The organism is Aeromicrobium ginsengisoli, from assembly GCF_004134905.2.
Classification (GTDB): Bacteria; Actinomycetota; Actinomycetes; order Propionibacteriales; family Nocardioidaceae; genus Aeromicrobium; species Aeromicrobium ginsengisoli.
In genome coordinates, this window is the sequence record NZ_SDPQ02000001.1 from 937,468 (window position 1) to 958,189 (window position 20,722).

Genomic DNA, 20,722 nt, shown 5'->3' on the forward strand with positions numbered 1-20,722 from the left:
CGGACGATGGACATATGACCATCACGACGCAGACCCGCGAATCGCACACCGTGATCGATCCGGCGATCCTCTACTTCGGCACACCGGTCGTCCTGGTCACGTCGGTGAACCCCGGCGGCAGCAGCAACATCATGCCGATGTCATCCGCGTTCTGGCTCGGCCACACCGGCGTTCTGGGCATCGGTGCCCGGTCGCAGACAGCAGCCAACCTGCAGCGCAATCTGGGCTGCGTGCTCAACTTGCCGTCGGTCGACCTGGTGACGGAGGTCGACCGGCTCGCCCTGACGACAGGACGGCCCGACGTCCCGCCGGCCAAGGCCGACCGCGGCTACCGGTACGAGCCGGACAAGTTCGCTCGCGCCGGCCTGACCGAGCTGTCGTCCGACACCGTCGCGGCAGCCCGCATCGCGGAGTGCCCGGTCAACCTCGAGGCGCACGTCGTCGACATGCACCCCGTCGATGACGGAATCCTGATGTTCGAGGTGCAGGTCAGCCGCGTGCACGTGCACGACACGATCCGCATGGCGGGCACGGACCACCGCATCGACCCGGACCTGTGGCGGCCACTCATCATGAGCTTCCAGCACTTCTACGGCCTCGGCGACCGGGTCCACCCTTCACGCCTCGCGAGCATCGACGAGGAGCTCTACCGCTGACTCGTCACCACCTCCGGAGCGACTCCTCACCGGGCGCTCAGTGACTCGTCAGCGGGGCCTCGACCTCGGACTTGATCGCGGCCAGCGTACGGTCCATGCCGTCGCACAGCTCGGAGTCGTGGGCGTCCGCACCGCCGAGGGCGAAGCGCGCCGCCCACCGGACACTCGGCGACGGGTTGGGCAGCGCGGTGCGCCGCTCGGTGAGGCGCGTGCCGCCCTCGTCGGGCTCGATCTCGTAGGACCAGTCGACGTTGGTCGGCCACACGTGGAACCGGAACGCCCCGCTGCCGTTGTCGTTGGCCGGCGGCTTCCACTGCACGATGCGGCTGGTCGTCGGCCACACGAAGCCCTTGCGCCTGTTGAGGTTGATGCCGCGGCGACCGGCCTTGGGCTTGCCGAACAGCCACATGCCGACCAGCTCAGGACTGCGTCGAGGCATCGCCTTGACGTCCGACACGGCCGCCCACACCTCGTCGGGCGTTGCGGAGATCCGGGTGGTCGACTCGAGCGGGGGCTGCCCCATGGTCAGGCCTTTCGTGGTTCGGACGGGCTCAGGCACGGCGCGGCGCGGCCGGCAGGGCCCGCACGTTGCGCGTCCGGGAGTTGAGCCACTCGACGAGCCAGTCTCCCACCCGCGGATGGTTGAGCAGGGCGAAATGGTGAGCGCTCGGGAGGTACTCGAACGTCGCACCGTCGACGATCGGACCCGCGCGGCCGACACCGGTCGCCGACGAGAAGTGCACGAGGAGGTCGCCGAGCACCGCGCTCAGCGGATGGCGCTGCGACGCCCCGAGCGTGGCGGCGACGAAGTGGTACTCCGCGTGCGGCAGCGGAGCCGCGGCGATGCGGTCGAGCCCCCACTGACCGCTGAGGTCCTGCCCTTCCCACTCGTCCTTGGTGATGTAGCCGTGGCGCAGGTCGACGATGCCGGCCGAACGGCTCTCGAGGATCGAGCTGAACGGCGCGGACTCAGGCCAGAAACGCAGCAGCCGCGAGCCGAGGTGAGCGACCTTCTCGAGGTTGGCGCCCGCGTGGGGCGTACCGAGGCAGACCACGTCGCGCACGAGGTGCTGCCACGTCTGGCCGGCGGCCGTCGCATGGTTGGTCGCGGCCCGGGCGACGAGGCCACCCATCGAGTGTCCGATCAGCGTGATGCGGGTGACCGGGACGGGCCACGACTCGACGACCTGCTGCAGCAGCGCGTCGAGGTGCTTGCCGTTCTCGGAGATGTGCAGGCCGGTGTTGTAGCGAATCATGACCGGCGTGCCGTCGGTCTCGGCGAGGATCCTTTCGGCGTACGTCGTGCCGTGCACCTTCGCGCCGTTGGCCCACGACTCGTCGTTCTCGCACAGGCCGTGGAGGAACACGACCGGGTGGCTCGTGCCCTCGCGGAACGCCTCGGCGAGCGGCCACGACGTGGCGGGCACGTCCTGACCCTCGTGGCGGATCGCCATCGTGATCGCCTGGGGGTCGTCGAGCATGCGCAGCTCGTCGCCGATGAGCCCGTTGACCGCCGCGACGACGAGTCGGCCGCGCCTCGTGTCCTCGATCGGGCGGCCGACGCCACGCGTCGCGAGCGCGCGCACGGAGCCGCTCGAGACCCGCAGGACACCGGAGATCGCGCCGTAGACCGACGTCACGACGGCGTCGTGCAGCGACTCCGGCACGTGTCCACCGACCACACGGGTCGCCTTGAACATGCGCTTGGTGACGGCGGAGTGCAGGTCGCGGACCGTGCCGACGATCAGGCGGTCGCTGTAGTCGAGAGCCAGCGCCGCGACGTCAGTCGTCCGTGCAGGTTCATCGGGCATGAGTACATACTGCCGGTATCCGAACCGAAAATGAACTCCCACGCGGGGAGTCATGGGTCACGCCTCGGCAGGAGCCTCTGCGTCGTCGGCCTCGTCCGCGTAGGTGCCGTCGGCCTGGAGCTTGGAGAGCTCGATCGCGTTGCCAGACTTGTCGGTGACCTTGGCGGACTCCACGAGCGACGCGAGCGCCTTGCCGCGCAGCACCTCGCTCACCATCTCGGGCACGTGGTTGTGCTCCATGATGTGCTGGATGTAGGCGTTGGGGTCCTCGCCGGACTGCTGGGCGCGGCGCATGATGTGCTGCGACAGCTCGGCGTCGTCGATGCCGAACTCCTCGTTGGCGACGATCTGGTCGAGCACGAACTGCGCGATCAGCGAGTCGCGGACGCGCTTCTCAAGGTCGGCCTCGAACTCGTCGATCGTCTGCTTCTCGTCGTCGAGGTAGGTCTGGAACTCGACGCCGGCCATCGCGAGCTGCTGCTCGATCTGCTGGCGGCGGCTGTCGATCTCCTCGGTGACGAGGTTCTCCGGCAGCGGGGCGTCGATCTTGCTGACGATCTCGTCGAGGACGAGGTCACGGGCCTCGTTGGCCTGCTGCATGCGCTTGCCGCGGGTCACTCGGTCTGTGAGGTCGGCGCGGAGCTCCTCGATCGTGTCGAACTCAGAAGCGGTCTGCGCGAACTCCTCATCGAGCTCGGGGAGCTGCTGCTCCTTGACGTCCTTGACCACGACGGTCACGTCGACGTCCTGGCCCGCGAGCTCGCCACCGACCAGCTTGGTGGTGAACGTCTTGGACTCGCCCGCCTTGAGGCCGATCAGGGCCTCGTCGAGGCCGTCGAGCATCGTCGCGCGGCCGATCGTGTAAGGCATGCCCTCGGCCTGAGCGGCCTCGATGTCCTCGCCGTTCTGCGACGCCGACAGGTCGATCGTCAGGAAGTCGCCCTCGGCGGCGGCGCGGTCGACCTCGGCGAACGTCGCGAAACGCTCGCGGAGCGCGGTGAGCTGCTCCTCGACGTCGTCGTCGCTGATCTCGGCGTCCTCGACCGTGACCTCGATGGTCGACACGTCGGGCAGCTCGAGCTCAGGACGTACGTCGAGCTCGGCGGTGACCTCGATGGGCTCACCGTCCTCGAACTTCGACAGGTCGATGTCGGGCTGGCTCAGCGGCTGGATCTTGGTGTCCTGCAGTGCCTGGCTGTACCAGCCGGGAAGCGCCGAGTTGATGGCCTCGTCGAGGACAGCGGTGCGGCCGACGCGCTGGTCGACGATCGCCGCGGGGACCTTGCCCTTGCGGAAGCCGGGGATCGTGATCTGCGAGCCGATCGTCTTGTAGGCAGCATCGAGGCTGGGCTTGAACTCCTCGAACGGCACCTCGATGGTGAGCTTGATCCGGGTGGGGCTCAGTGTCTCGGTGGTGCTCTTCACGTGACTGACTCCTGCATGATCTCGATGCTTGACGGTTGGGGGCTGCAGCCGGCATGCGCGCGGCGAATACAGCGACGTACCAGTCTCTCATGGGAGCCCAACAGGCCCCGAATCGAGTCTCGGCAGCGATCAGGCCCCGAGCGACCGCCCCACCGGTTCGACCCGCGCGGTGCCCGCCTTCACGGCCCAGGACGCGAGGCGCCGCGACCCCGAGCGCGGGTCCCGGCGATCGTCAACGGCGTACCAGTCCATCTGGATCCGCGCGGGTGTCACCTCGAGGACCGAGTGCCCGTGGTCGTCGAGGTTCACGAAACGTACGTGGGGATTCTCGGCCTGGATCGCGGCCTCCAGCGTCAGCGAGACCGTGCGAGGACGTGCGCCGATGAAGTCGTCGACGTTGTTGCTCGTGAGCGAGCTGCAGACGAACTCGGTGGCCACGATGCCGCCGGTCGGTCCCGGAACGTCGTTGGCCCACGCGGTGTGCACGTCGCCGGTCAGGAACACGACGTCGGCGGTCCCGTCCGACTCGACCCGGCTCAGCAGACGCCTGCGATCGGACGGGTAGCCGTCCCACTCGTCGGTGTTCGGTGCCGAGGACCTGAGTGGCGTGAGGCTCACGGTCTGGCTCAGCGCGAACTCCTCGGCCGCAGGTCGTGGCGGCACCGTGACGGGCGAGATCATCACCGGGTTGCCGACGAGCTTCCACCGGCAGGGCGACGTGGCGAGGTTGCCCGAGAGCCAGGCGAGCTGGTGCTCCCCCGTGATCGTGCGCCCGGGATCGTCGATCGCCGGATCGGTCTCCGCGACGCGCTTGCTGCGATAGCTCCGAAGGTCGAGCATCGACAGGTCCACCAGACGGCCGAACTGCAGCCGCCGATAGATCCGCCGTCCGTCACCGACCACGGCCGTGCCCGAGATCCGTACCGGCATCCACTCGTCGTACGCCCGGCGAGCCGCCCGTGCCCGCTTCGCGTACGAGCCCTCGCGCGCCTGGTGCTCGTACGCGCCGTGCGCCCAGCTCCCGTCCGCCACCTCGTGGTCGTCCCACGTCACGATGAACGGGACCGCGGCATGCAACGCCTGCAGGTCGCGGTCGGTCTTGTACTGGGCGTGCCGGCGGCGGTAGTCGCTGAGGCTGATGATCTCTCGCGGCGGGTCGTGCCGGCGGACGTCCTCGTTGCGGTGGCCGTACGAGTACTTGCCGGGCTGGTACTCGTACAGGTAGTCGCCGAGGTGGATCACGGCGTCCAGGTCGCCGCGCTCGGCGAGGTGCCGGTAGGAGCTGAACCAGCCGGCCTGCCAGTTGGCGCAAGACACGACTCCGAACCTCAGTCGTTCGGGCGTGCTGCCGGGTGCCGGAGCGGTCCGCGTACGGCCGGTCGGCGACACCGCCTCTCCGTACGTGAAGCGGAACCAGTGGTCGGTCGCCGGCGCGAGTCCGGTCGCGTCGAGCTTGACCGTGTGATCGCGCGTGGCGTCGGTCTCGACGGCGCCGGATCGTACGACGTCGGTGAAGGCCTCGTCGAGGGCGACCTCCCAGCGCACCGTGACCCGCGGACCACGACCGGACCCCGGCAGGGACTGCTCGGTCGGCGTCACCCGGGTCCACAGCACGACGGCGTCGGGGAGCGGATCGCCCGACGCCACCCCGTGCCGGAACGGCGACACGGTCGACGACTCCGCGGGCGTCGACAGGATCTCGGAGCCGAGGACGCTCAGCCCGGCGGCGAGGCCAACGCCGCCGACCAGGAACTGCCTTCGCCCCGTTCTCACACCCCTATTCGGTCAGGGGCGGCGGAACCAACCCTCCAGTGGAGGGTGAACGTCATGCGGCGGTCAGACGTACGTCTGGTGCCGATGTCGACCATGCGAAAAGAGTCGGGATGACAGGATTTGAACCTGCGGCCCTCCGCTCCCAAAGCGGATGCGCTACCAAGCTGCGCTACATCCCGTAGCCGCGCCAGTCTAGTGGACACTTGGCCCGTGTCCTCCCATCGGTACGACGACCTCGTCGCGCTCATCCGCGAACGACAGCCCGCATGCGGCACCACGACCGTCGTGGCGGTCGACGGGCCGAGTGGTTCGGGCAAGACCAGCCTCGTCGGCGGACTGGCGGACGCAGCCAGCGCGCGGGTGCTGCACCTGGAGGATCTCTACCCCGGCTGGCACGGGCTCGACGCCACTCCCCCGATCGTCCACGGGATCCTCGGGGCGATCGCGGTCGGCAACGTCGGTGCGGCCGCGCGATGGGACTGGGTTGACGACCGGCCCGGGCCTTTGCTGCATGTTCCGCCGGCACCGTTGCTGATCCTCGACGGTGTGGGCAGTGGTGCCGCGATGCTTCGGCCGTTCCTCAGCCTGTTGATCTGGGTCGAGGCGCCTGCTGACGTACGCAAGGAGCGGGCGCTGGCACGGGACGGTGGGGTCTATGCGCCGTACTGGGACGTCTGGGCAGCGCAGGAAGCAGCCCACTTCGCAGCCGAGGAGACCCGCCGCCACGCCGACGTCGTGGTGCACACCGGCGCCTGATCAGAGCGGGCCATGTGGCAAGATGGACGTCGTTGCCGCAAGGCTTCGCGGACGTAACTCAATTGGTTAGAGTCTCTGCCTTCCAAGCAGAATGTTGCGAGTTCGAGTCTCGTCGTCCGCTCTTCGCGCCGTAGGCGCCAGTCAGTGGACGGCGAGACTCATGGGCCCCTCCGTCGCGCCGAAGGCGCCCTCAAAGGGATCGTCGTCCGCTCCCATCACCGCGTCGCTGCGGCCATTCGCTTGAGACCACGGCGAAACGGGTACGTCGACTGGCAAGCCTCCTCATGAGGACCTGCACGACAGGAGACGGCCATGATCTGGAACAAGGACAAGGGCAACCACGTCGACACCGACACACGTACGCACGACGAGGACCGCACGGCCTACGTCGACCCGGGCCAGCGCGACGCCGAGGTCGAGGAGCACCAGCGTGAGCGTTGGGGCGGCATCAACCTGGGTGCCGGGTTCTTCGGCTGGCTCGTCGCGGTCGGCATGGCGGTCCTGCTGTCGAGCATCATCGGCGCCATTGCGGCCGCGATCGGGGACGCCAACGACATCACCCAGTCAGACATCGAGCGCCAGGGTGGCGAGATCAGCGTCGCGGCGGCGATCGTGCTGCTCGTGGTGCTGCTGATCAGCTTCTACGCCGGCGGCTACGTGGCCGGCCGGATGTCGCGTTTCGACGGCACGCGACAGGGCTGGGCCGTGTGGCTCATCAGCCTCGTGGTCGTCGTGATCGCGGCGATCATCGGCGCAGCGTACGGCTCGGAGTACGACGTCATGAACCGCGTCGACATCCCCGACGTGCCGATCCCGACCGAGGACCTGACGTTCGGCGGTGCCATCACCATCGCGGCGGCAATCTTCGCGACGCTGCTCGCGGCGCTGGCCGGAGGCAAGGCCGGCACGCACTATCACCGCAGGGTTGACCGCACCGTGTAGGTCAGTGCAAGGTCTCGCCGCGCTCGAACATCGAGACGAACTTCTCGATCCTGCGGGCGCGGGTCTCGGGCCGCTTGGCGTGGTGCAGCTGATAGTAGACGGCGAACGTGTTGCGCTTGTTGAGCGTTGCGAAGAATGCCTTGGCGGCTGGGTTGGCCTCGAGTGCCGCAAGGAAGTCCTCGGGCACCTCGGCCGTCGATGGGCTCGCCGTCGCGGCGTCCCACCTGCCGTCCTGCTGGGCCCGCTCCACCTCCGCGAGCCCGGCGGGGCGCATCCGACCAGCAGCCGTCAACGCCGCGACCTTGTCACGGTTGATCTGCGACCACGGGCTCTGCGGACGCCGCGGCCCGTACGACTGCAGGTAGGCCTCGTCGTCGAGCGAACGGCGCTGCCCATCGATCCACCCGAAGGCCAGCGCGAGGTCGAGCAGCTCCGCCAAGGTCGGGGTGCTGAGCCTCGAGCCCTTCTTGGCGATGACGAACCAGGCCCGATCGGTGTCCGCGTGGTGTGAGTCGTACCAGGCCTCGGCCTCGGCCACGTCGGCGAATCGGATGGGCACGGGCTCGTCAGCCATCTCCGTATCGTAATCACGGTCGCGCGGCCATACTGAGCGGCATGACCGATCGCACCGCTCGCACCGTGCTCATCACCGGCTGCTCGTCCGGCATCGGGGAAGCCACCGCCGCCCGCCTGGCCGGCGCGGGCCGGACCGTCTATGCCACGGCCCGCAAGCCCGAGACTCTCGCCGGTCTCGAGGCAGCGGGCTGTCGCACGCTGGCCCTCGACGTCACGAGCGAGGAGTCCATGGCCGCAGCGGTCGACGCCGCGCTGACCGAGTCCGGCCGCATCGACGCGCTGGTCAACAACGCGGGCTACTCGCAGTCCGGAGCCGTCGAGAGCCTCGACCTCGACGACGTACGCCGGCAGTTCGAGACCAACGTGTTCGGCCTGGTGCGGATGTGCCAGCTCGTCCTGCCGACGATGCGCGCGCGGGGCAGCGGACGGATCGTCAACATCTCGTCGATGGGCGGCCGGCTCGTGTTCCCCGGCGGCGGGGCCTATCACGCGACCAAGTACGCCGTGGAGGCGTTGTCCGACGCCCTGCGCTTCGAGGTCGCCGGCTTCGGCGTCAAGGTCGTCATCGTCGAGCCGGGGCTCATCACGACCAACTTCGAGAACGCTGCGGTCGCGTCGATGGACGGCAACGCCGACGGCCCGTACGCGACGTTCAACGCCGAGGTCGCCAAGGCGACGAAGGAGGTGTACGCCGGACCGATGCGCCGACTCGGCGGTGGGCCGGACGCCGTCGCCAAGGTCATCGAGAAGTCGCTGACGGCCCGCCGGCCACACATCCGCTACACCGTGACGCCGTCGGCCAGCCTGTCGATCAGGACCCGCAGCCTCATGGGAGCGAGAGCTTGGGATGCGATGCTGAAGACTCAGTTTCCGCAGCCAACCGGGTCCGAACCGCGGATCGACTGAGGATCAGGACCGCCCGGTCGTCGTCGCCGGAGGTGACCAGGTTGAGAATGCGTCGAGGCGCCTGGTCGAAGCCATGTGACACGACCGCAGCCGCCTCGGTCCGCAGCCACTCGATGCCGGCAGTGAAGTCCTGCGTGCGGGACTCGACGACCCCGTCGGTGTAGAACATCAGCGCCTCGCCGTCCTCGAGCCGACCAGTGGTCTGGTGGAAGTCGGGGCGTTTCATGATGCCCAGCGCCGTGCCCCGTGCGCCGTCGATCTCCCACACCCTGCTCGCGGCGTTCCAGCGGAGCGCCGGCGGGTGCCCGGCGTTGATGATCGAGTAGTCGCCGGTCGCGAGGTTGACCAGGACGTGCACCGCAGTGGCGAAGCCCTCGTCCCAGTCCTGCCGGATCAAGAAGTCGTTGCCCGCCGCGAACAGCCCGAGCGGAGGCAGCGCACCGATCAACCCGCCGAGCGCACCGGCGAACTGCAGCGACTGGGTGCCGGCGGCGACCCCCTTGCCACACACATCGACCAGGACCATCTCGAGCCTGGTCTCGTCCTCCGACAGGTTGGCGACGAGGAAGTCACCGGCGAACTTGGCGCCGCCCGCCGACAGCATGGCCGACTGCGACTTCCAGCCCTCAGGCAAAGGTGGCACGACGCCTTGCGCCTGGAGCCGGTCCTTGAGCTCGACCAGCATCGCCTCGCCCAGCGGACCGGGCAGCCCGCTGCGGTGGCGGCTTGACTCGAACAGCACGATGACCGCGACGATCGCCATGACGACCAGCGTGCTGATCCGTCCCGTGGTCATCCCACTGCTGATCGTCTCGTGGGTCACCGTGGTCGCCGTCGCGACGACGATGAACAGCACGAGCGCCAGCAAGGGCTTGTAGCGCAGCGCCATCGTGCCGAGCAGCATCGGGATCACGAAGGACGCCGCCGGGAAGGTGTTGTAGCTGAGCAGCGACGCGAGCATGATGACGGCCGACATCGTGATCAGGGCCGAGAGGACCACGACTTGGCCCTCGCTCGCACCCGTGCGCCACCGGACGATCCGGTCGTCGACATAGCGCGCCACAGTGGGCAGGGCACGCCTCAGGCCGGTCATCACGTCATCGAGCCTATCCACGATGCTGGCACGTCGGGCACCAAAACAGGTTTCTGCCGGCGAGAACGCGGCGGCGGACCGGCGTGTCGCAGACCAGGCACGACTGTCCCTCGCGCCGGTAGACGTACACCTCTCCCCCGTGGTCGTCGGCGCGTGGCTCGCGCCCCATCGCCTCTGGCTCGTGCTCGGGTCGGACGGTGTCGATGCGCCCCGTCCGTACGCCTTCGCGCATCAGCTCGACGAGGTCGGCCCACATCGCATCCCACCTCTTGCGAGTGACGCGACGACCGGCCGTCATGGGCGCGACCTCGTTGCGGAACAGCACCTCGGCGCGATAGACGTTGCCGACGCCGGCGAGCACCGCCTGGTCCATCAGCAGCGCGGCGATCGGCACCGACGAGCGATGGATACGGCGCCACGCACGCTCGGGATCGGCGTCGTCGCGCAGCGGGTCCGGTCCGAGTCGGCCGATCAGCGCGTCGACCTCCGGGGGCGTCAGGAGCTCGCAGGCGTTGGGGCCGCGCAGGTCGGCGGTCGAGGCTGCCTCCAGCCGCCACCTCACCTGGCCGACGACCGGGCGACCGACTCCCGGGGTGACGAGGAACGAGCCATAGAGACCGAGGTGGACGTGCACCTGCTCCGGCGCGTCGGCGAACGACACGAAGACGTGTTTGCCCCACGCCTCGGCACCTTCGAGGACGCGGCCGTCGATCCGTGCCGCCTCGGCGGCGAACCGGCCTTGCGGGCTCGACGACGCGACGGCACGGCCGGCGAAGGCGGTGCGGAGCTCGTCCGCGAGACGGTGGAGCGTGTGCCCCTCAGGCAAGCTCGCCGGTCTCCTCGTAGGCCAGCAGCATGTCGATCCGGCGCTGGTGACGCTCGGCGTGGCTCCACGGCGTCGTCAGGAACGTCTCGACGATCGCGGTCGCCTCGTCCGCGGTGTGCATGCGCGCGCCGACGGCAACGACCTGCGCATCGTTGTGCTGGCGAGCCAGCGACGCGGTCTCAGTGCTCCACGCCAGGGCCGCACGCGCCCCCTTGACCTTGTTGGCGGCGATCTGCTCACCGTTGCCGGAGCCGCCGATGACGACACCGAGCGAGCCGGGCTCGGCCACGGCGGCGGAGGCGGCGTCGATGCAGAACGGCGGGTAGTCGTCCTCCCCGTCGTAGGCGTGGGCACCGTGGTCGACCGGCTCGTAGCCGTTGTCGGTGAGCCAGGCGATCAGGTGGGTCTTGAGCTCGAAGCCGGCGTGGTCGGAACCGATGTGGACGCGCATGTGCTCAGTCTTCCAGTCCGTACGACGACACGGTCACGCACCTCGGACGAGCTCGCGCACGAAGCCCGCGAACGCGTCGGCCGACTCCTCGCCGACGAAGTCGCCGAGCACGTACCGCTTGCGCTCGGCGCGCGCCGTCGCGAGCGGATCGCGCACCAACAGGTCGTCGAGCACCTCGTCGAGGTTGGAGAGGTCACCCAGCAGGACGTAGCCGGTCTCGGCGACGGAGAACTCCGCACGGAACGCCTCGATGCCGGCGCGCATGCTCGTCATGACGTACGGCTTCTCGGACTGCAGGAAGTCCGAGACGACGCTCGACACGTCGGAGATCAGCGCATCGGACCGGTTCGCGCAGTCGACGACACTCCACACGTTGCCCACCGTCTTGCCCCACTGGTGCCGGCGGTGCGAGCTCTGCTTGTCGGCGTGCAGGATCGCGTGGATCTCCTGGATGACGGCCCGGCGGATGCGCCAGCGATGGCTCAGCGGGTGGGGACGGAAGATCACCGTGACGTCGCGGTCGATCAGTGCCCGGACGATCTCGGGTCCCTTCTCCAGCGACGAGAAGTTGACCGATTCGTCGAGCCCCTGCCACGTCGGTGCGTAGAGCACGACCTTGGACTCGAGCTCCGCGATGGGTCCACGGGCCGGACGTACACCCGACGCCTGCGGGCGGCCCAGGATGCGGAACTTCTCGGGCGCGACGTGGATGCCGTGACGCTCGTAGCGGTCGATCCCCGCCTGCCCGCACACGACGAGCACGTCGTACAGGGCATGACGCGGGTTGAAGTTGGCCGGCTTGTCGGAGTCGCCGTGGTTGAGCCACACGTGCGTCAGGTCCGTGTGCGCCATGAAGCCCTTGTTGGCCTGCGCGTTCTGGACATAGAAGACCGCGCGGATCGACGGCACGAACAGCGAGTCGAGGTCACGCGTGCCGCGGGAGCCGAGCTGGACGAGCGGCGATGTCAGGTCGGCACCGTCGAGGATCAGCGGCAGGTACTTCTCGTGCAGCGTGATGACGACGCAACGCTCGCCGGAACGCAGCAGATAGGGCTCCCACATGCGCAGCTGCCACGGCCCTCCGGAGCGACCCGCGAAGCCCATCGCGATCGTCGGCGCGTACGCCTCGAGAGCCTGGCGCACGCGTCGACCGTGGCGCAGGTAGCGCAGCATCGTCGCCGCGCACGCCAGCCAGGCGGCCACGGCAACGGCGGCGAGTGCAGCGAACGCCGGCCACGACGCACCCACGACCGTCAGGAGCACTGCGATCGCGGCCGCACCGAGGCTGACCCACGTGTGCGCCTCGACCGGGATGCGGCTCGGCCTCGGCGGGCCGTCGGGGACGCCCGGCAACCCGTAGGCGTACGAGGGCGACTCCGAGATCCTCGGGACGAGAAGCGTGCCGGCCAGCAGGACCAGCAGGGACGCGACAGTGCCCGCGTCGGGCCACAGGACGAGGAGCACCACCAGCGCAGCTCCGACGAGCGGCAGCACGACCAGTCGGGGCCGCTCGGCGACCTGCGTGCGAAGGGTCTGGGAGCGCTTGCTCGGCTTCCGCACGTCCCCGGTCACGCGCTCAGTATGCCAGTCAGCGTGCGCGCGACCGACGGGCGTCGAGCAGCGCACCGACCATCGTGACGGTGGCCCGGGCGGCGTCGAACACCGCCGGCTGCCGCCAGTAGGAGTGCACCATGCCGAGCGCGCGGAACGCGGTCACGTCGACGCCGGCCTCGGCCAGCTGCGCGGCATACGCCTCGCCCTGGTCCCGCAGCAGGTCGTGCTCGTTGGTCACCAGGAACGCCGGAGGGTGGTCGGCCAGGTTGGTCGCGTTGACGACCGAGACCTCGGGCAGGTCCCCGGTGCCACCCGGAGCGTACGACTCCCAGAACCACTCCATCGCGTCGTGCTCGAGGGCCGCGTTGCCGTCGGGTCCGCCCAGATCGGCGCGCCGGTCGACCGGCGGATACATCAGCACCTGGAAGTCGATCGCTGCCGGCTGCCGCACCGTGAGGCCGGCGACGAGATTGGCGCCGGACGAGTCGCCGACCGCGGGCAGGAACGAGGCATCGACGCGGTGCTCACGGTCATGCGTACGCAACCAGGCCGCGGCGGTCTGCACGTCATCGAGCGGCGCCGGATAGGGGTGCTCCGGAGCTCGGCGGTAGTCGACCGCCAGCAGCGCCCAGCCCGTCGTGTGGGCGAGGTAGCGGCAGAAGCTGTCGTGCGTCTCGAGGTCGTGCAGGACCCAGCCGCCGCCATGCACGTAGAGCGCCACCGGAGCGCCCTGACGGGGACGGTAGAGCCGGCAGGGCACGCCGTCGGCGTCGACGTCGCTGACGTGGTCGAGCCCGATCCGGTCGGTGCTCGCGAGGGCGGCGGCGCGGGCCGTCGCCCGGACCTCTGCGTACGTCTCGGCGAGCGAGCCGTACGCAGAGGGTCCGAGCACGTCGAGCAGCTCACGGGACTGCGGGTGAAGACTCATGCGCAAGAGCCTAGTGGCGCACAGCGGTCCTTGAGCTTGCCGAGAGGACGTCCTTTCGACAAGCTCAAGGACCCCATGGTTCAGTCGAAGCTGAGCTCGCCCTTGCGGGTGCGCTTGAGCTCGAAGAAGTCCGGGTAGCTCGCCAGCAGCCGGGCGCCGTCGAACACCGAACCGGCGACCTCACCACGAGGAATGCTCTGGAGCACCGGGCCGAAGAACGCCGTGCCGCCGATCGCGATCACGGGCGTGCCGACCTCTTCACCCACGCGGTCGATGCCGATCTTGTGCGAGGCACGTACGGCGGCGTCGAGTGTCGTGTCCTCAGCAGCCGAGGCGAGCTCGAGCGGAAGGCCGATCTCCTCGAGCACCTCCTCGTACAGCGCCTTGTCGAACTCACGCTTCTCGTTGTGGTGCTTCGTGCCGATCGAGGTGTAGAACGACCGCAGCGCCTCTGAGCCGTGCGCCTGCTCGACGGCGATCGCGAGACGGACCGGGCCCCAACCGCGCTCCAACATGTCCTTGTATCGCTGCTCGACGTCCTTGTCCTCGTTGAGCACGGACAGGCTCATGACGTGGAACGTGGTGGTGACGTCGCGGACCTGCTCGACCTCGAGCATCCAGCGCGACGTGATCCACGCGAACGGGCACAACGGGTCGAACCAGAAGTCGACCGCCTCGGTCGAGGTCGGGGCGGTCGTGGACGTGACGGTGTCTGTGGAAGTCATGGAAAGTTCAACAACGGACGACCCGCGCGCATTTCCTCGACGAGGGATCCGACCACGGCGTCGAGCTCTCCGCCGTTCATCGCAGCGACTCTGCGCTGTCGTTGGTAGGAGGCGCCGCCCGAGATGATGTCGTGGATGCCGCCGAGCTCCTCGGTGCACTTGAGTCGCTCGGCGACGGGTGCGAGCTGTTCGAGCACGCGATGCAGGTGCGTCGTGACGAGCTCCTCATCGGCGTGCTTGTCGAGGATCAGGATCGCGTCCATGCCATAGCGGGCTGACCGCCACTTGTTCTCCTGGGCGAACCACGGCGGCACGGTCGGCAGCTCACGGCCGGCGTCGAGCTCGGACGAGAAGAACTCGACGAGGCAGTGCGTCAGCGCCGAGATGCTGAGCAGCTCGGCCATCGACGGGATGCCGTCGCACACGCGTACCTCGAGGGTGCCGAACTTGGGGGACGGCCTCAGGTCCCAGCGGATCTCGTCGAACACGTCGATGACTCCGGTGTGCATCATGTCGTCGACGTAACCCTCGAGCTGGCTCCACTCCTCGAACTGGAACGGCAGCCCGGCCGTCGGCAGCTGCTGGAACATCAGCGCGCGGTTGGAGGCGTAACCGGTCTCCTTGCCGCCCCAGAACGGCGACGAGGCGCTGAGCGCCTGGAGGTGGCCGTAGTACGTCAGCAGGGCTCGGCTGATGGGCAGCACCTTGTCGCGGTCCTCGATGCCGACGTGCACGTGGACGCCGTAGATCAGCATCTGCCGGCCCCACCACTGCGTACGGTCGATCAGCGTCGCGTAGCGCTCCTTGTCGGTGACCTTCTGGTGGTCCCACGCCGCGAAGGGATGCGTGCCGGCACACATCAGCTCGACGCGCAGCGGATCCGTCACCGCCCGGATCTCCTCGATCGCCCGCTCGAGGTCCGCACCGGCCTCGCCGACCGAGTGGCACACTCCCGACACGATCTCGACGGTGTTGAGCAACAGCTCCTGCCGGATGTGCGGGTGCTCGCCACCACCGGCCGGCGCGACCGCGTCGAGCACGGTCTGCGCGACCTGGCGGAGGTCGCCGGAGTCCGAGTCGACGAGCGCAAGCTCCCACTCGATGCCCACGGTGGAGCGCTCGGACTCGGCGAAGGGGATGTTCATGACACGGCCTCCAAGAAGAGCCCACGATACGGAGGCCGGGTCATGACTGCCTCATGGTTCGCTCGCTGCGCTCGTTCATGTGTCCATCCTGCCCGAGATCCGACCGTCCACCCGCCTCGTCCCATGGACGACAGCGTGAAAGCATGGCGAACATGCCTGGTACCAACCTCACCCGCGAAGAAGCCAGCGAGCGCGCCTCCGTCGTCTCCACCGAGACGTACGACGTGCAGCTCGATCTCACCCTCGACTCCGAGACCCGTTTCGGCTCGGTCACCACGATCCGGTTCGGCGCCACCCCCGGCGCCTCGACGTTCGTCGATCTCGTCGACGCCGAGATCTCCTCGATCACGCTCAACGGCGACCCGGTCGACGTCTCGGCGTACGCCGACAACCGCATCGCGCTCAGCGGCCTCGCCGAGAGCAACGAGCTCGTCGTCGACGCCACGTGTGCCTATTCACGCTCCGGCGAGGGCCTGCACCGGTTCGTCGACCCCGTCGACCAGCGCGTCTACCTCTACACGCAGTTCGAGGTGCCGGACGCCCGCCGCGTGTTCACGACGTTCGAGCAGCCCGACCTCAAGGCCGTCTTCACGTTCCACGTCACGGCGCCGACGGACTGGGCCGTCGTGTCCAACTCCCCCACGCCCGAGCCCGTGGCCGCCGCCGAGGGCACGTCGACGTGGCACTTCGAGCCGACCAAGCGCATGTCGACCTACATCACCGCGCTGATCGCCGGCGAGTACGTCTCGGTGACCGACTCCTACCGCGGAGCGTACGAGGAGATCCCGCTCGGCATCTTCTGCCGCCAGTCAATCGTCGAGCACCTCGACGCCGACGACATCTTCCTCGTCACGAAGCAGGGCTTCGAGTTCTTCGAGGGCGCGTTCGAGATGGCCTACCCGTTCGGCAAGTACGACCAGCTGTTCGTCCCGGAGTACAACATGGGCGCGATGGAGAACGCCGGCGCCGTGACGTTCCGCGACGAGATGATCTTCCGCAGCCGGCAGACTGTCGCTGCGTACGAGCAGCGGGCCAACACGATCCTGCACGAGATGGCGCACATGTGGTTCGGCGACCTCGTCACGATGAAGTGGTGGGACGACCTGTGGCTCAACGAGTCGTTCGCTGAGTTCGCCGCGTCGCACTCCGCGACCAACGCGACTCGGTTCACGGACTCGTGGACGAGCTTCACCAACGCCCGCAAGAACTGGGCCTACCGGCAGGACCAGCTCCCGTCGACGCACCCGATCGCGGCCGACAACTACGACCTGCACGCGGTCGAGGCCAACTTCGACGGCATCACGTACGCCAAGGGCGCCTCGGCGCTCAAGCAGCTCGTGGCATGGGTCGGCGAGAAGGACTTCTTCGCCGGTCTGCGGGCCTACTTCGGCAAGCACGCATACGGCAACACCGAGCTCAAGGACCTGCTCGTCGAGCTCGAGCAGGCCTCCGGCCGTGAGCTGACGGCCTGGGCCGAGGAGTGGCTGCAGACGTCGGGCGTCAACACGCTGCGCGCATCGTTCGAGACCAACGACGAGGGCTACTTCACGTCGTTCTCGGTCGAGCAGACCGCGATCGACGCCTACCCGACCCTGCGCCGCCACCGCATCGCGATCGGCCTCTACGACCAGGTCGAGGGCAAGCTCGTGCGCACGGAGCGCGTCGAGACCGACATCCGCGGAGCGTCGACGCAGATCACCGAGCTGATCGACACCAAGCAGCCCGACCTGATCCTGCTCAACGACGACGACCTGACGTACGCCAAGATCCGGCTCGACGAGAGGTCGTTCGCGACGCTGATCGAGAGCATCGCGACGTTCGAGGACTCGCTCCCCCGCGCGCTGTGCTGGGGATCGGCGTGGGACATGACGCGTGACGCCGAGCTGTCGTCGTCGGACTTCGTCACCCTCGTGCTCGCCGGTGTCGGGTCGGAGACCGACCTCACCGCCGTCGGCTCGCTGCTGCGCCAGGGGCTCAGCGCGGTCAACCTGTTCACGCCCGACGGGGCGCGGCCCGAGCTCAAGGAGCGTTGGGAGTCCGGCGTACGCGCCCTCATGGAGGCGGCTGAGCCGGGCAGCGACCACCAGCTGGCGCTCGTCCGGGCGTACGCCTCGGCGGCCTCCGGTCCGGAGCGGTTGCGGGAGATCCTCGACGGACGGCTCGATGGCCTGTCGGTCGACACGGACCTGCGCTGGACGATCGTCACGGCCCTGGCCCGCATCGGCGCTGCTGAAGAGGCCGAGATCGCCGCGGAGCTCGAGCGTGACAACACGATCTCCGGCCAGGAGAACGCCGTCGCCGCCCGGACGATCCGGCCGGTCGCGGAGGCCAAGGCCGAGGCGTGGCAGATCGCCGCGGTCGACCCCTCGACGCCCAACGAGACGCGCCGCCAGGCCGCCTTGGCGTTCCAGGTCGCTGGTCAGGCCGAGGTCCTCGAGCCGTACGTCGATCGCTACCTCGAGATGGCCGCGACGATCATCGACGACATGGGCGTGTGGATCGGCCAGGTCGCCCTGATCTACCTGTTCCCGTCGGCCAACCCGTCGCAGGCGACCCTCGACAAGGTCGATGCGTGGCTCTCGTCGACCGACGCCAACCCGGCGGCGAAGCGCTACGTCTCCGAGGGCCGCGACGACCTCGCCCGCGCCCTGAAGGCCCAAGCCGCCTTCTAGGTCGCCTCCCCGCTGGGCCTGACGTTTCTGCTGCAACACGCCGTGTCGCAGGTGCAGAAACGTCAGGCCCAGCGACGGGCAGGCGACCACGACGTCCACCAGTCGGGCTTGTCCAGCGTCCACTGGCGATTGCGCGCGCGAGCTGCATCGATCCGAGCCCTGTTGATGCGCCCGACGGTCGCCCACCTGTTGACGTGATCGAGCGACGTCACCCGGCACACGACCAGCCCGGCCCGCTCGAACTTCTCCTCGCGCACGTTGTCGTCGGTATGCCTTGAGAGCTCTCGATGATCCGCGCCATCCGACTCGATGACCAGACCGGTCTCGGGCTCGATCAGATCTGCGACGCCCAGCAGGTTCTCGGACAGGTCGAACACCGGGACATTGACCTCAAGGCCCCTGATTCCGACGTCCAGCTGAGCCATGAGACGCGTGCGAGTCTCCCAAGGGCTTCCCGACCGGGACGTCCCGAGTTCCAGTGCATTCCGTGCCTGCACGATCCCGCGCGTCTTGTGATGAGACTCGACGACACGCCTGACCGCGGCCAGCGTGGTGTGAGCCACCTCGGAAGTCGTACTCACGGCCATGTCCAGCACCACGACTGCTTCGCGGAGATTCCTCGCCACCCGCATCTCGTCGTAGGCCGAACGGGCGAGGGTCGCGACGTCGTAGTGACCGAGCGATTCAACTTCGTCTGGGTGCAGATCTGCCTGACTCGGCAGGATGCCCGGTCGCACACGCAGTTGTGAACCAACCAGGCAATGGATCAACACCTCGCGAGGATCACCGCTGCGGTCAGACCCGTCGAACCACCTGTTGCCCTGCACCCAGAGCGACGCCCAGCCGCCCAGGACGTTCGCTCGCCCCATCAGGGCTACTGCGTCGGCCACCCGAGCAGAGGTCGGATCAACCGCGAAGAAGGCAGGGCGTACGACTCCGTGCGCAACGTGCTGCCACTGGTCGCCACGCAACTGCCCTGCAGTGAACCCGAGCTCGTGGGCGCGTTTGACACGCAGTGACACCAGCGTGGGATCGATGTGGTCCATCCGCAGATCGTGCGCGACGCCGCCGCCGTTCGCTCTTCGCCATCCACAGCCCCCGCTGGTACTGACGTTTCTGCTGATCTCACGCGGCGTTTCGCAACAGAAACGTCAGGCTCAGCGAGAAGACTCCCCGGGTCAGTGGTGGGGGGTGGGGCTGTTGTCCGTGCGGACGTGGATCTCCTTGCCGGGCGCGGGCGGTACGTAGTTGTTGCGGGCCGTCAGCAGGGCGAACAGCGAGATGACGATGAACAGGCCGACCGTGCCGCCGCCGAAGAGGACGAGCAACCACAGGTCGCTGCGCTCCTTGCCGTCGGGCCAGGCACCGCCGGTGGGCTGATCGGCGAAGGCCGCAGCCGATCCGGCGAAGAACGTGATGACGAAGGCAAGCGCGGGTCCGAGCAGGCGGGCGGGAGTCCTCATGGATCCCATCGTATCCACCCGTAGGCTGGAGGAATGTCACCCCTCGACGTCAACTGGGACCTGCCAGCCGGCAAGGCGTACGACTGGTTCGTCGCCGCGCCGCTCTCGATCCTGCTGATCATCGTCTCGGGACTGCTGTTCCGGTGGTTCGTCTGCAGATCCATCGATCGGCTCGTCTCGCGGGCGAGCAAGGGCGCCGTGCCCGGGGTCATCGCCAACTCCAAGGCCGGCGAGTTCCTGGACGGGCTCAAGCAGGGCAGCCACCAGCGCCGGGAGCAGCGCGCCCAGACGATGGGATCGCTGCTCAAGAGCGTCGCCACCGGCGTGATCCTGGCCATCGTCATCGTGATGGTGCTGTCCCAGCTGGGCGCCAACATCGCGCCGATCATCGCCAGCGCCGGCATCTTCGGCCTGGCGTTCGGCTTCGGTGCGCAGAACCTCGTCAAGGACTTCCTGTCCGGCATCTTCATGATCCTCGAGGACCAGTACGGCGTCGGCGACACGGTCGACCTCGGCGAGGCCACCGGGACCGTCGAGGCCGTGGGCCTTCGCGTCACGCGTCTGCGCGACGTCAACGGCACGGTCTGGTACGTCCGCAACGGCGAGATCCTGCGCGTCGGCAACCAGAGCCAGAACTGGGCCCGCACGGTCCTCGACGTGACCGTCTCGTACGACGCCGACCTCGACCGGGTGCAGGAGATCCTCCAGGACGTCGCCACCTCGACCTACGAGGACCCGCGCTTCCACGACGTCATCATCGAACAGCCGGAGGTGTGGGGGGTCGAGCGGTTCGACAAGGACGGTGTGGTCGTACGCGTCGTGCTCAAGACCGCCCCGGCACAGCAGTGGCTCGTCGCCCGCGCCATGCGCCAACGCATCAAGGCCGAGTTCGACCGCGCAGGCATCCGCATGCCGACGACCTTCCCCGTGGCCACCACGATCACCGACGAGGAGCCGACCCCGTGAGCGAGCGCCAGCGAGCGAACCATGAGGCAGGGATCACGTCGCTGTCTCCGTATC

At 68.5% G+C, this 20,722-nt stretch carries 20 protein-coding genes and 2 tRNA genes; 7 read left to right on the forward strand and 15 right to left on the reverse strand.

Annotation, left to right across the window (positions count from 1 at the left end; all coding sequences use genetic code 11):
- Positions 1-14 precede the first annotated feature (14 nt).
- The gene (locus tag ESP70_RS04615) at positions 15-656 is read left to right on the forward strand and encodes a flavin reductase family protein (protein ID WP_149688139.1); all 642 of its coding nucleotides are present in this window, start codon (positions 15-17) and stop codon (positions 654-656) included.
- 37 nt (positions 657-693) lie between these two features.
- Here the strand turns inward: ESP70_RS04615 and ESP70_RS04620 are convergent, their stop codons facing one another.
- The 5 genes from ESP70_RS04620 to ESP70_RS04640 form a co-directional block, all read right to left on the reverse strand.
- Positions 694-1,179, reverse strand: coding sequence for an SRPBCC family protein (locus tag ESP70_RS04620; RefSeq protein ID WP_149688140.1), 486 nt, complete (start codon positions 1,177-1,179; stop codon positions 694-696).
- Positions 1,180-1,207: 28 nt separating this feature from the next.
- The gene (locus tag ESP70_RS04625; RefSeq protein WP_188110485.1) at positions 1,208-2,467 is read right to left on the reverse strand and encodes an esterase/lipase family protein; all 1,260 of its coding nucleotides are present in this window, start codon (positions 2,465-2,467) and stop codon (positions 1,208-1,210) included.
- A gap of 57 nt (positions 2,468-2,524) precedes the next feature.
- Positions 2,525-3,892, reverse strand: a complete 1,368-nt coding sequence (tig, locus tag ESP70_RS04630) for a trigger factor (protein WP_149688142.1) — start codon at positions 3,890-3,892, stop codon at positions 2,525-2,527.
- A 129-nt stretch (positions 3,893-4,021) separates the two neighbouring features.
- On the reverse strand, positions 4,022-5,665 hold the full coding sequence (locus ESP70_RS04635) for an alkaline phosphatase D family protein (RefSeq protein ID WP_246161783.1): 1,644 nt from the start codon (positions 5,663-5,665) through the stop codon (positions 4,022-4,024).
- A gap of 105 nt (positions 5,666-5,770) precedes the next feature.
- Positions 5,771-5,844, reverse strand: a tRNA-Pro gene (locus ESP70_RS04640).
- Positions 5,845-5,875: 31 nt separating this feature from the next.
- Here ESP70_RS04640 and ESP70_RS04645 point away from each other — a divergent pair.
- The 3 genes from ESP70_RS04645 to ESP70_RS04655 all read left to right on the forward strand — a co-directional run bounded on the left by ESP70_RS04645 (position 5,876) and on the right by ESP70_RS04655 (position 7,363).
- Positions 5,876-6,421, forward strand: coding sequence for a nucleoside/nucleotide kinase family protein (locus ESP70_RS04645; protein ID WP_149688143.1), 546 nt, complete (start codon positions 5,876-5,878; stop codon positions 6,419-6,421).
- A gap of 47 nt (positions 6,422-6,468) precedes the next feature.
- Positions 6,469-6,542 (forward strand) — tRNA-Gly (locus ESP70_RS04650).
- 191 nt (positions 6,543-6,733) lie between these two features.
- Positions 6,734-7,363, forward strand: a complete 630-nt coding sequence (locus ESP70_RS04655; RefSeq protein ID WP_149688144.1) for a hypothetical protein — start codon at positions 6,734-6,736, stop codon at positions 7,361-7,363.
- A 1-nt stretch (position 7,364) separates the two neighbouring features.
- On the opposite strand, the gene ESP70_RS04660 is transcribed toward ESP70_RS04655, so the two are convergent.
- Positions 7,365-7,937 carry a YdeI/OmpD-associated family protein gene (locus tag ESP70_RS04660; RefSeq protein ID WP_149688145.1) on the reverse strand — a complete coding sequence of 191 codons (573 nt, stop codon included), beginning with the start codon at positions 7,935-7,937 and terminating at the stop codon, positions 7,365-7,367.
- Between the two features lie 41 nt (positions 7,938-7,978).
- Here ESP70_RS04660 and ESP70_RS04665 point away from each other — a divergent pair, with 41 nt between their 5' ends.
- Positions 7,979-8,845, forward strand: coding sequence for an oxidoreductase (locus ESP70_RS04665; protein ID WP_149688146.1), 867 nt, complete (start codon positions 7,979-7,981; stop codon positions 8,843-8,845).
- Here the strand turns inward: ESP70_RS04665 and ESP70_RS04670 are convergent.
- The 7 genes from ESP70_RS04670 to ESP70_RS04700 form a co-directional block, all read right to left on the reverse strand.
- On the reverse strand, positions 8,766-9,938 hold the full coding sequence (locus tag ESP70_RS04670) for a PP2C family protein-serine/threonine phosphatase (RefSeq protein ID WP_246161915.1): 1,173 nt from the start codon (positions 9,936-9,938) through the stop codon (positions 8,766-8,768). The genes ESP70_RS04665 and ESP70_RS04670 overlap by 80 nt on opposite strands.
- 13 nt (positions 9,939-9,951) lie before the next feature.
- Complete coding sequence (locus ESP70_RS04675) at positions 9,952-10,764, reverse strand: Fpg/Nei family DNA glycosylase (RefSeq protein ID WP_149688148.1); 813 nt, start codon at positions 10,762-10,764, stop codon at positions 9,952-9,954.
- On the reverse strand, positions 10,757-11,215 hold the full coding sequence (locus ESP70_RS04680) for a ribose-5-phosphate isomerase (protein ID WP_149688149.1): 459 nt from the start codon (positions 11,213-11,215) through the stop codon (positions 10,757-10,759). The genes ESP70_RS04675 and ESP70_RS04680 overlap by 8 nt, the downstream gene beginning before the upstream one ends.
- 33 nt (positions 11,216-11,248) lie before the next feature.
- On the reverse strand, positions 11,249-12,787 hold the full coding sequence (locus tag ESP70_RS04685) for a CDP-glycerol glycerophosphotransferase family protein (protein ID WP_149688150.1): 1,539 nt from the start codon (positions 12,785-12,787) through the stop codon (positions 11,249-11,251).
- 16 nt (positions 12,788-12,803) lie between these two features.
- On the reverse strand, positions 12,804-13,697 hold the full coding sequence (locus tag ESP70_RS04690; RefSeq protein WP_149688151.1) for an alpha/beta hydrolase: 894 nt from the start codon (positions 13,695-13,697) through the stop codon (positions 12,804-12,806).
- A gap of 80 nt (positions 13,698-13,777) precedes the next feature.
- Positions 13,778-14,422 carry a mycothiol-dependent nitroreductase Rv2466c family protein gene (locus tag ESP70_RS04695; RefSeq protein WP_149688152.1) on the reverse strand — a complete coding sequence of 215 codons (645 nt, stop codon included), beginning with the start codon at positions 14,420-14,422 and terminating at the stop codon, positions 13,778-13,780.
- On the reverse strand, positions 14,419-15,567 hold the full coding sequence (locus tag ESP70_RS04700; RefSeq protein ID WP_149688153.1) for a glutamate--cysteine ligase: 1,149 nt from the start codon (positions 15,565-15,567) through the stop codon (positions 14,419-14,421). Before ESP70_RS04700 ends, ESP70_RS04695 begins: the two co-directional genes overlap by 4 nt.
- Before the next feature lie 152 nt (positions 15,568-15,719).
- Here ESP70_RS04700 and pepN point away from each other — a divergent pair, with 152 nt between their 5' ends.
- Positions 15,720-18,239, forward strand: a complete 2,520-nt coding sequence (gene pepN, locus ESP70_RS04705; RefSeq protein WP_149688569.1) for an aminopeptidase N — start codon at positions 15,720-15,722, stop codon at positions 18,237-18,239.
- Positions 18,240-18,301: 62 nt separating this feature from the next.
- On the opposite strand, the gene ESP70_RS04710 is transcribed toward pepN, so the two are convergent.
- Together ESP70_RS04710 and ESP70_RS04715 are read right to left on the reverse strand one after the other, a co-directional pair.
- Entirely contained in the window at positions 18,302-19,285 is a 984-nt protein-coding gene (locus tag ESP70_RS04710; RefSeq protein ID WP_149688154.1) for a hypothetical protein, read from the reverse strand.
- Positions 19,286-19,417: 132 nt separating this feature from the next.
- Complete coding sequence (locus ESP70_RS04715; RefSeq protein ID WP_149688155.1) at positions 19,418-19,702, reverse strand: hypothetical protein; 285 nt, start codon at positions 19,700-19,702, stop codon at positions 19,418-19,420.
- A 33-nt stretch (positions 19,703-19,735) separates the two neighbouring features.
- Between ESP70_RS04715 and ESP70_RS04720 the strand changes: the two genes are divergently transcribed.
- Complete coding sequence (locus ESP70_RS04720) at positions 19,736-20,668, forward strand: mechanosensitive ion channel family protein (RefSeq protein ID WP_149688156.1); 933 nt, start codon at positions 19,736-19,738, stop codon at positions 20,666-20,668.
- Positions 20,669-20,722: the final 54 nt, after the last annotated feature.

Excerpts from the sequence above, each read along its gene's own strand:
- ESP70_RS04615 (WP_149688139.1), top strand. The coding sequence starts at position 15 with ATGACCATCACGACGCAGACCCGCGAATCGCACACCGTGATCGATCCG.
- ESP70_RS04620 (WP_149688140.1), bottom strand. The coding sequence starts at position 1,179 with ATGGGGCAGCCCCCGCTCGAGTCGACCACCCGGATCTCCGCAACGCCC.
- ESP70_RS04625 (WP_188110485.1), bottom strand. The coding sequence starts at position 2,467 with ATGCCCGATGAACCTGCACGGACGACTGACGTCGCGGCGCTGGCTCTC.
- ESP70_RS04655 (WP_149688144.1), top strand. The coding sequence starts at position 6,734 with ATGATCTGGAACAAGGACAAGGGCAACCACGTCGACACCGACACACGT.
- ESP70_RS04660 (WP_149688145.1), bottom strand. The coding sequence starts at position 7,937 with ATGGCTGACGAGCCCGTGCCCATCCGATTCGCCGACGTGGCCGAGGCC.
- ESP70_RS04665 (WP_149688146.1), top strand. The coding sequence starts at position 7,979 with ATGACCGATCGCACCGCTCGCACCGTGCTCATCACCGGCTGCTCGTCC.
- ESP70_RS04670 (WP_246161915.1), bottom strand. The coding sequence starts at position 9,938 with ATGACCGGCCTGAGGCGTGCCCTGCCCACTGTGGCGCGCTATGTCGAC.
- ESP70_RS04680 (WP_149688149.1), bottom strand. The coding sequence starts at position 11,215 with ATGCGCGTCCACATCGGTTCCGACCACGCCGGCTTCGAGCTCAAGACC.
- ESP70_RS04690 (WP_149688151.1), bottom strand. The coding sequence starts at position 13,697 with ATGAGTCTTCACCCGCAGTCCCGTGAGCTGCTCGACGTGCTCGGACCC.
- ESP70_RS04695 (WP_149688152.1), bottom strand. The coding sequence starts at position 14,422 with ATGACTTCCACAGACACCGTCACGTCCACGACCGCCCCGACCTCGACC.
- ESP70_RS04700 (WP_149688153.1), bottom strand. The coding sequence starts at position 15,567 with ATGAACATCCCCTTCGCCGAGTCCGAGCGCTCCACCGTGGGCATCGAG.
- pepN (WP_149688569.1), top strand. The coding sequence starts at position 15,720 with ATGCCTGGTACCAACCTCACCCGCGAAGAAGCCAGCGAGCGCGCCTCC.
- ESP70_RS04710 (WP_149688154.1), bottom strand. The coding sequence starts at position 19,285 with ATGGACCACATCGATCCCACGCTGGTGTCACTGCGTGTCAAACGCGCC.
- ESP70_RS04715 (WP_149688155.1), bottom strand. The coding sequence starts at position 19,702 with ATGAGGACTCCCGCCCGCCTGCTCGGACCCGCGCTTGCCTTCGTCATC.
- ESP70_RS04720 (WP_149688156.1), top strand. The coding sequence starts at position 19,736 with ATGTCACCCCTCGACGTCAACTGGGACCTGCCAGCCGGCAAGGCGTAC.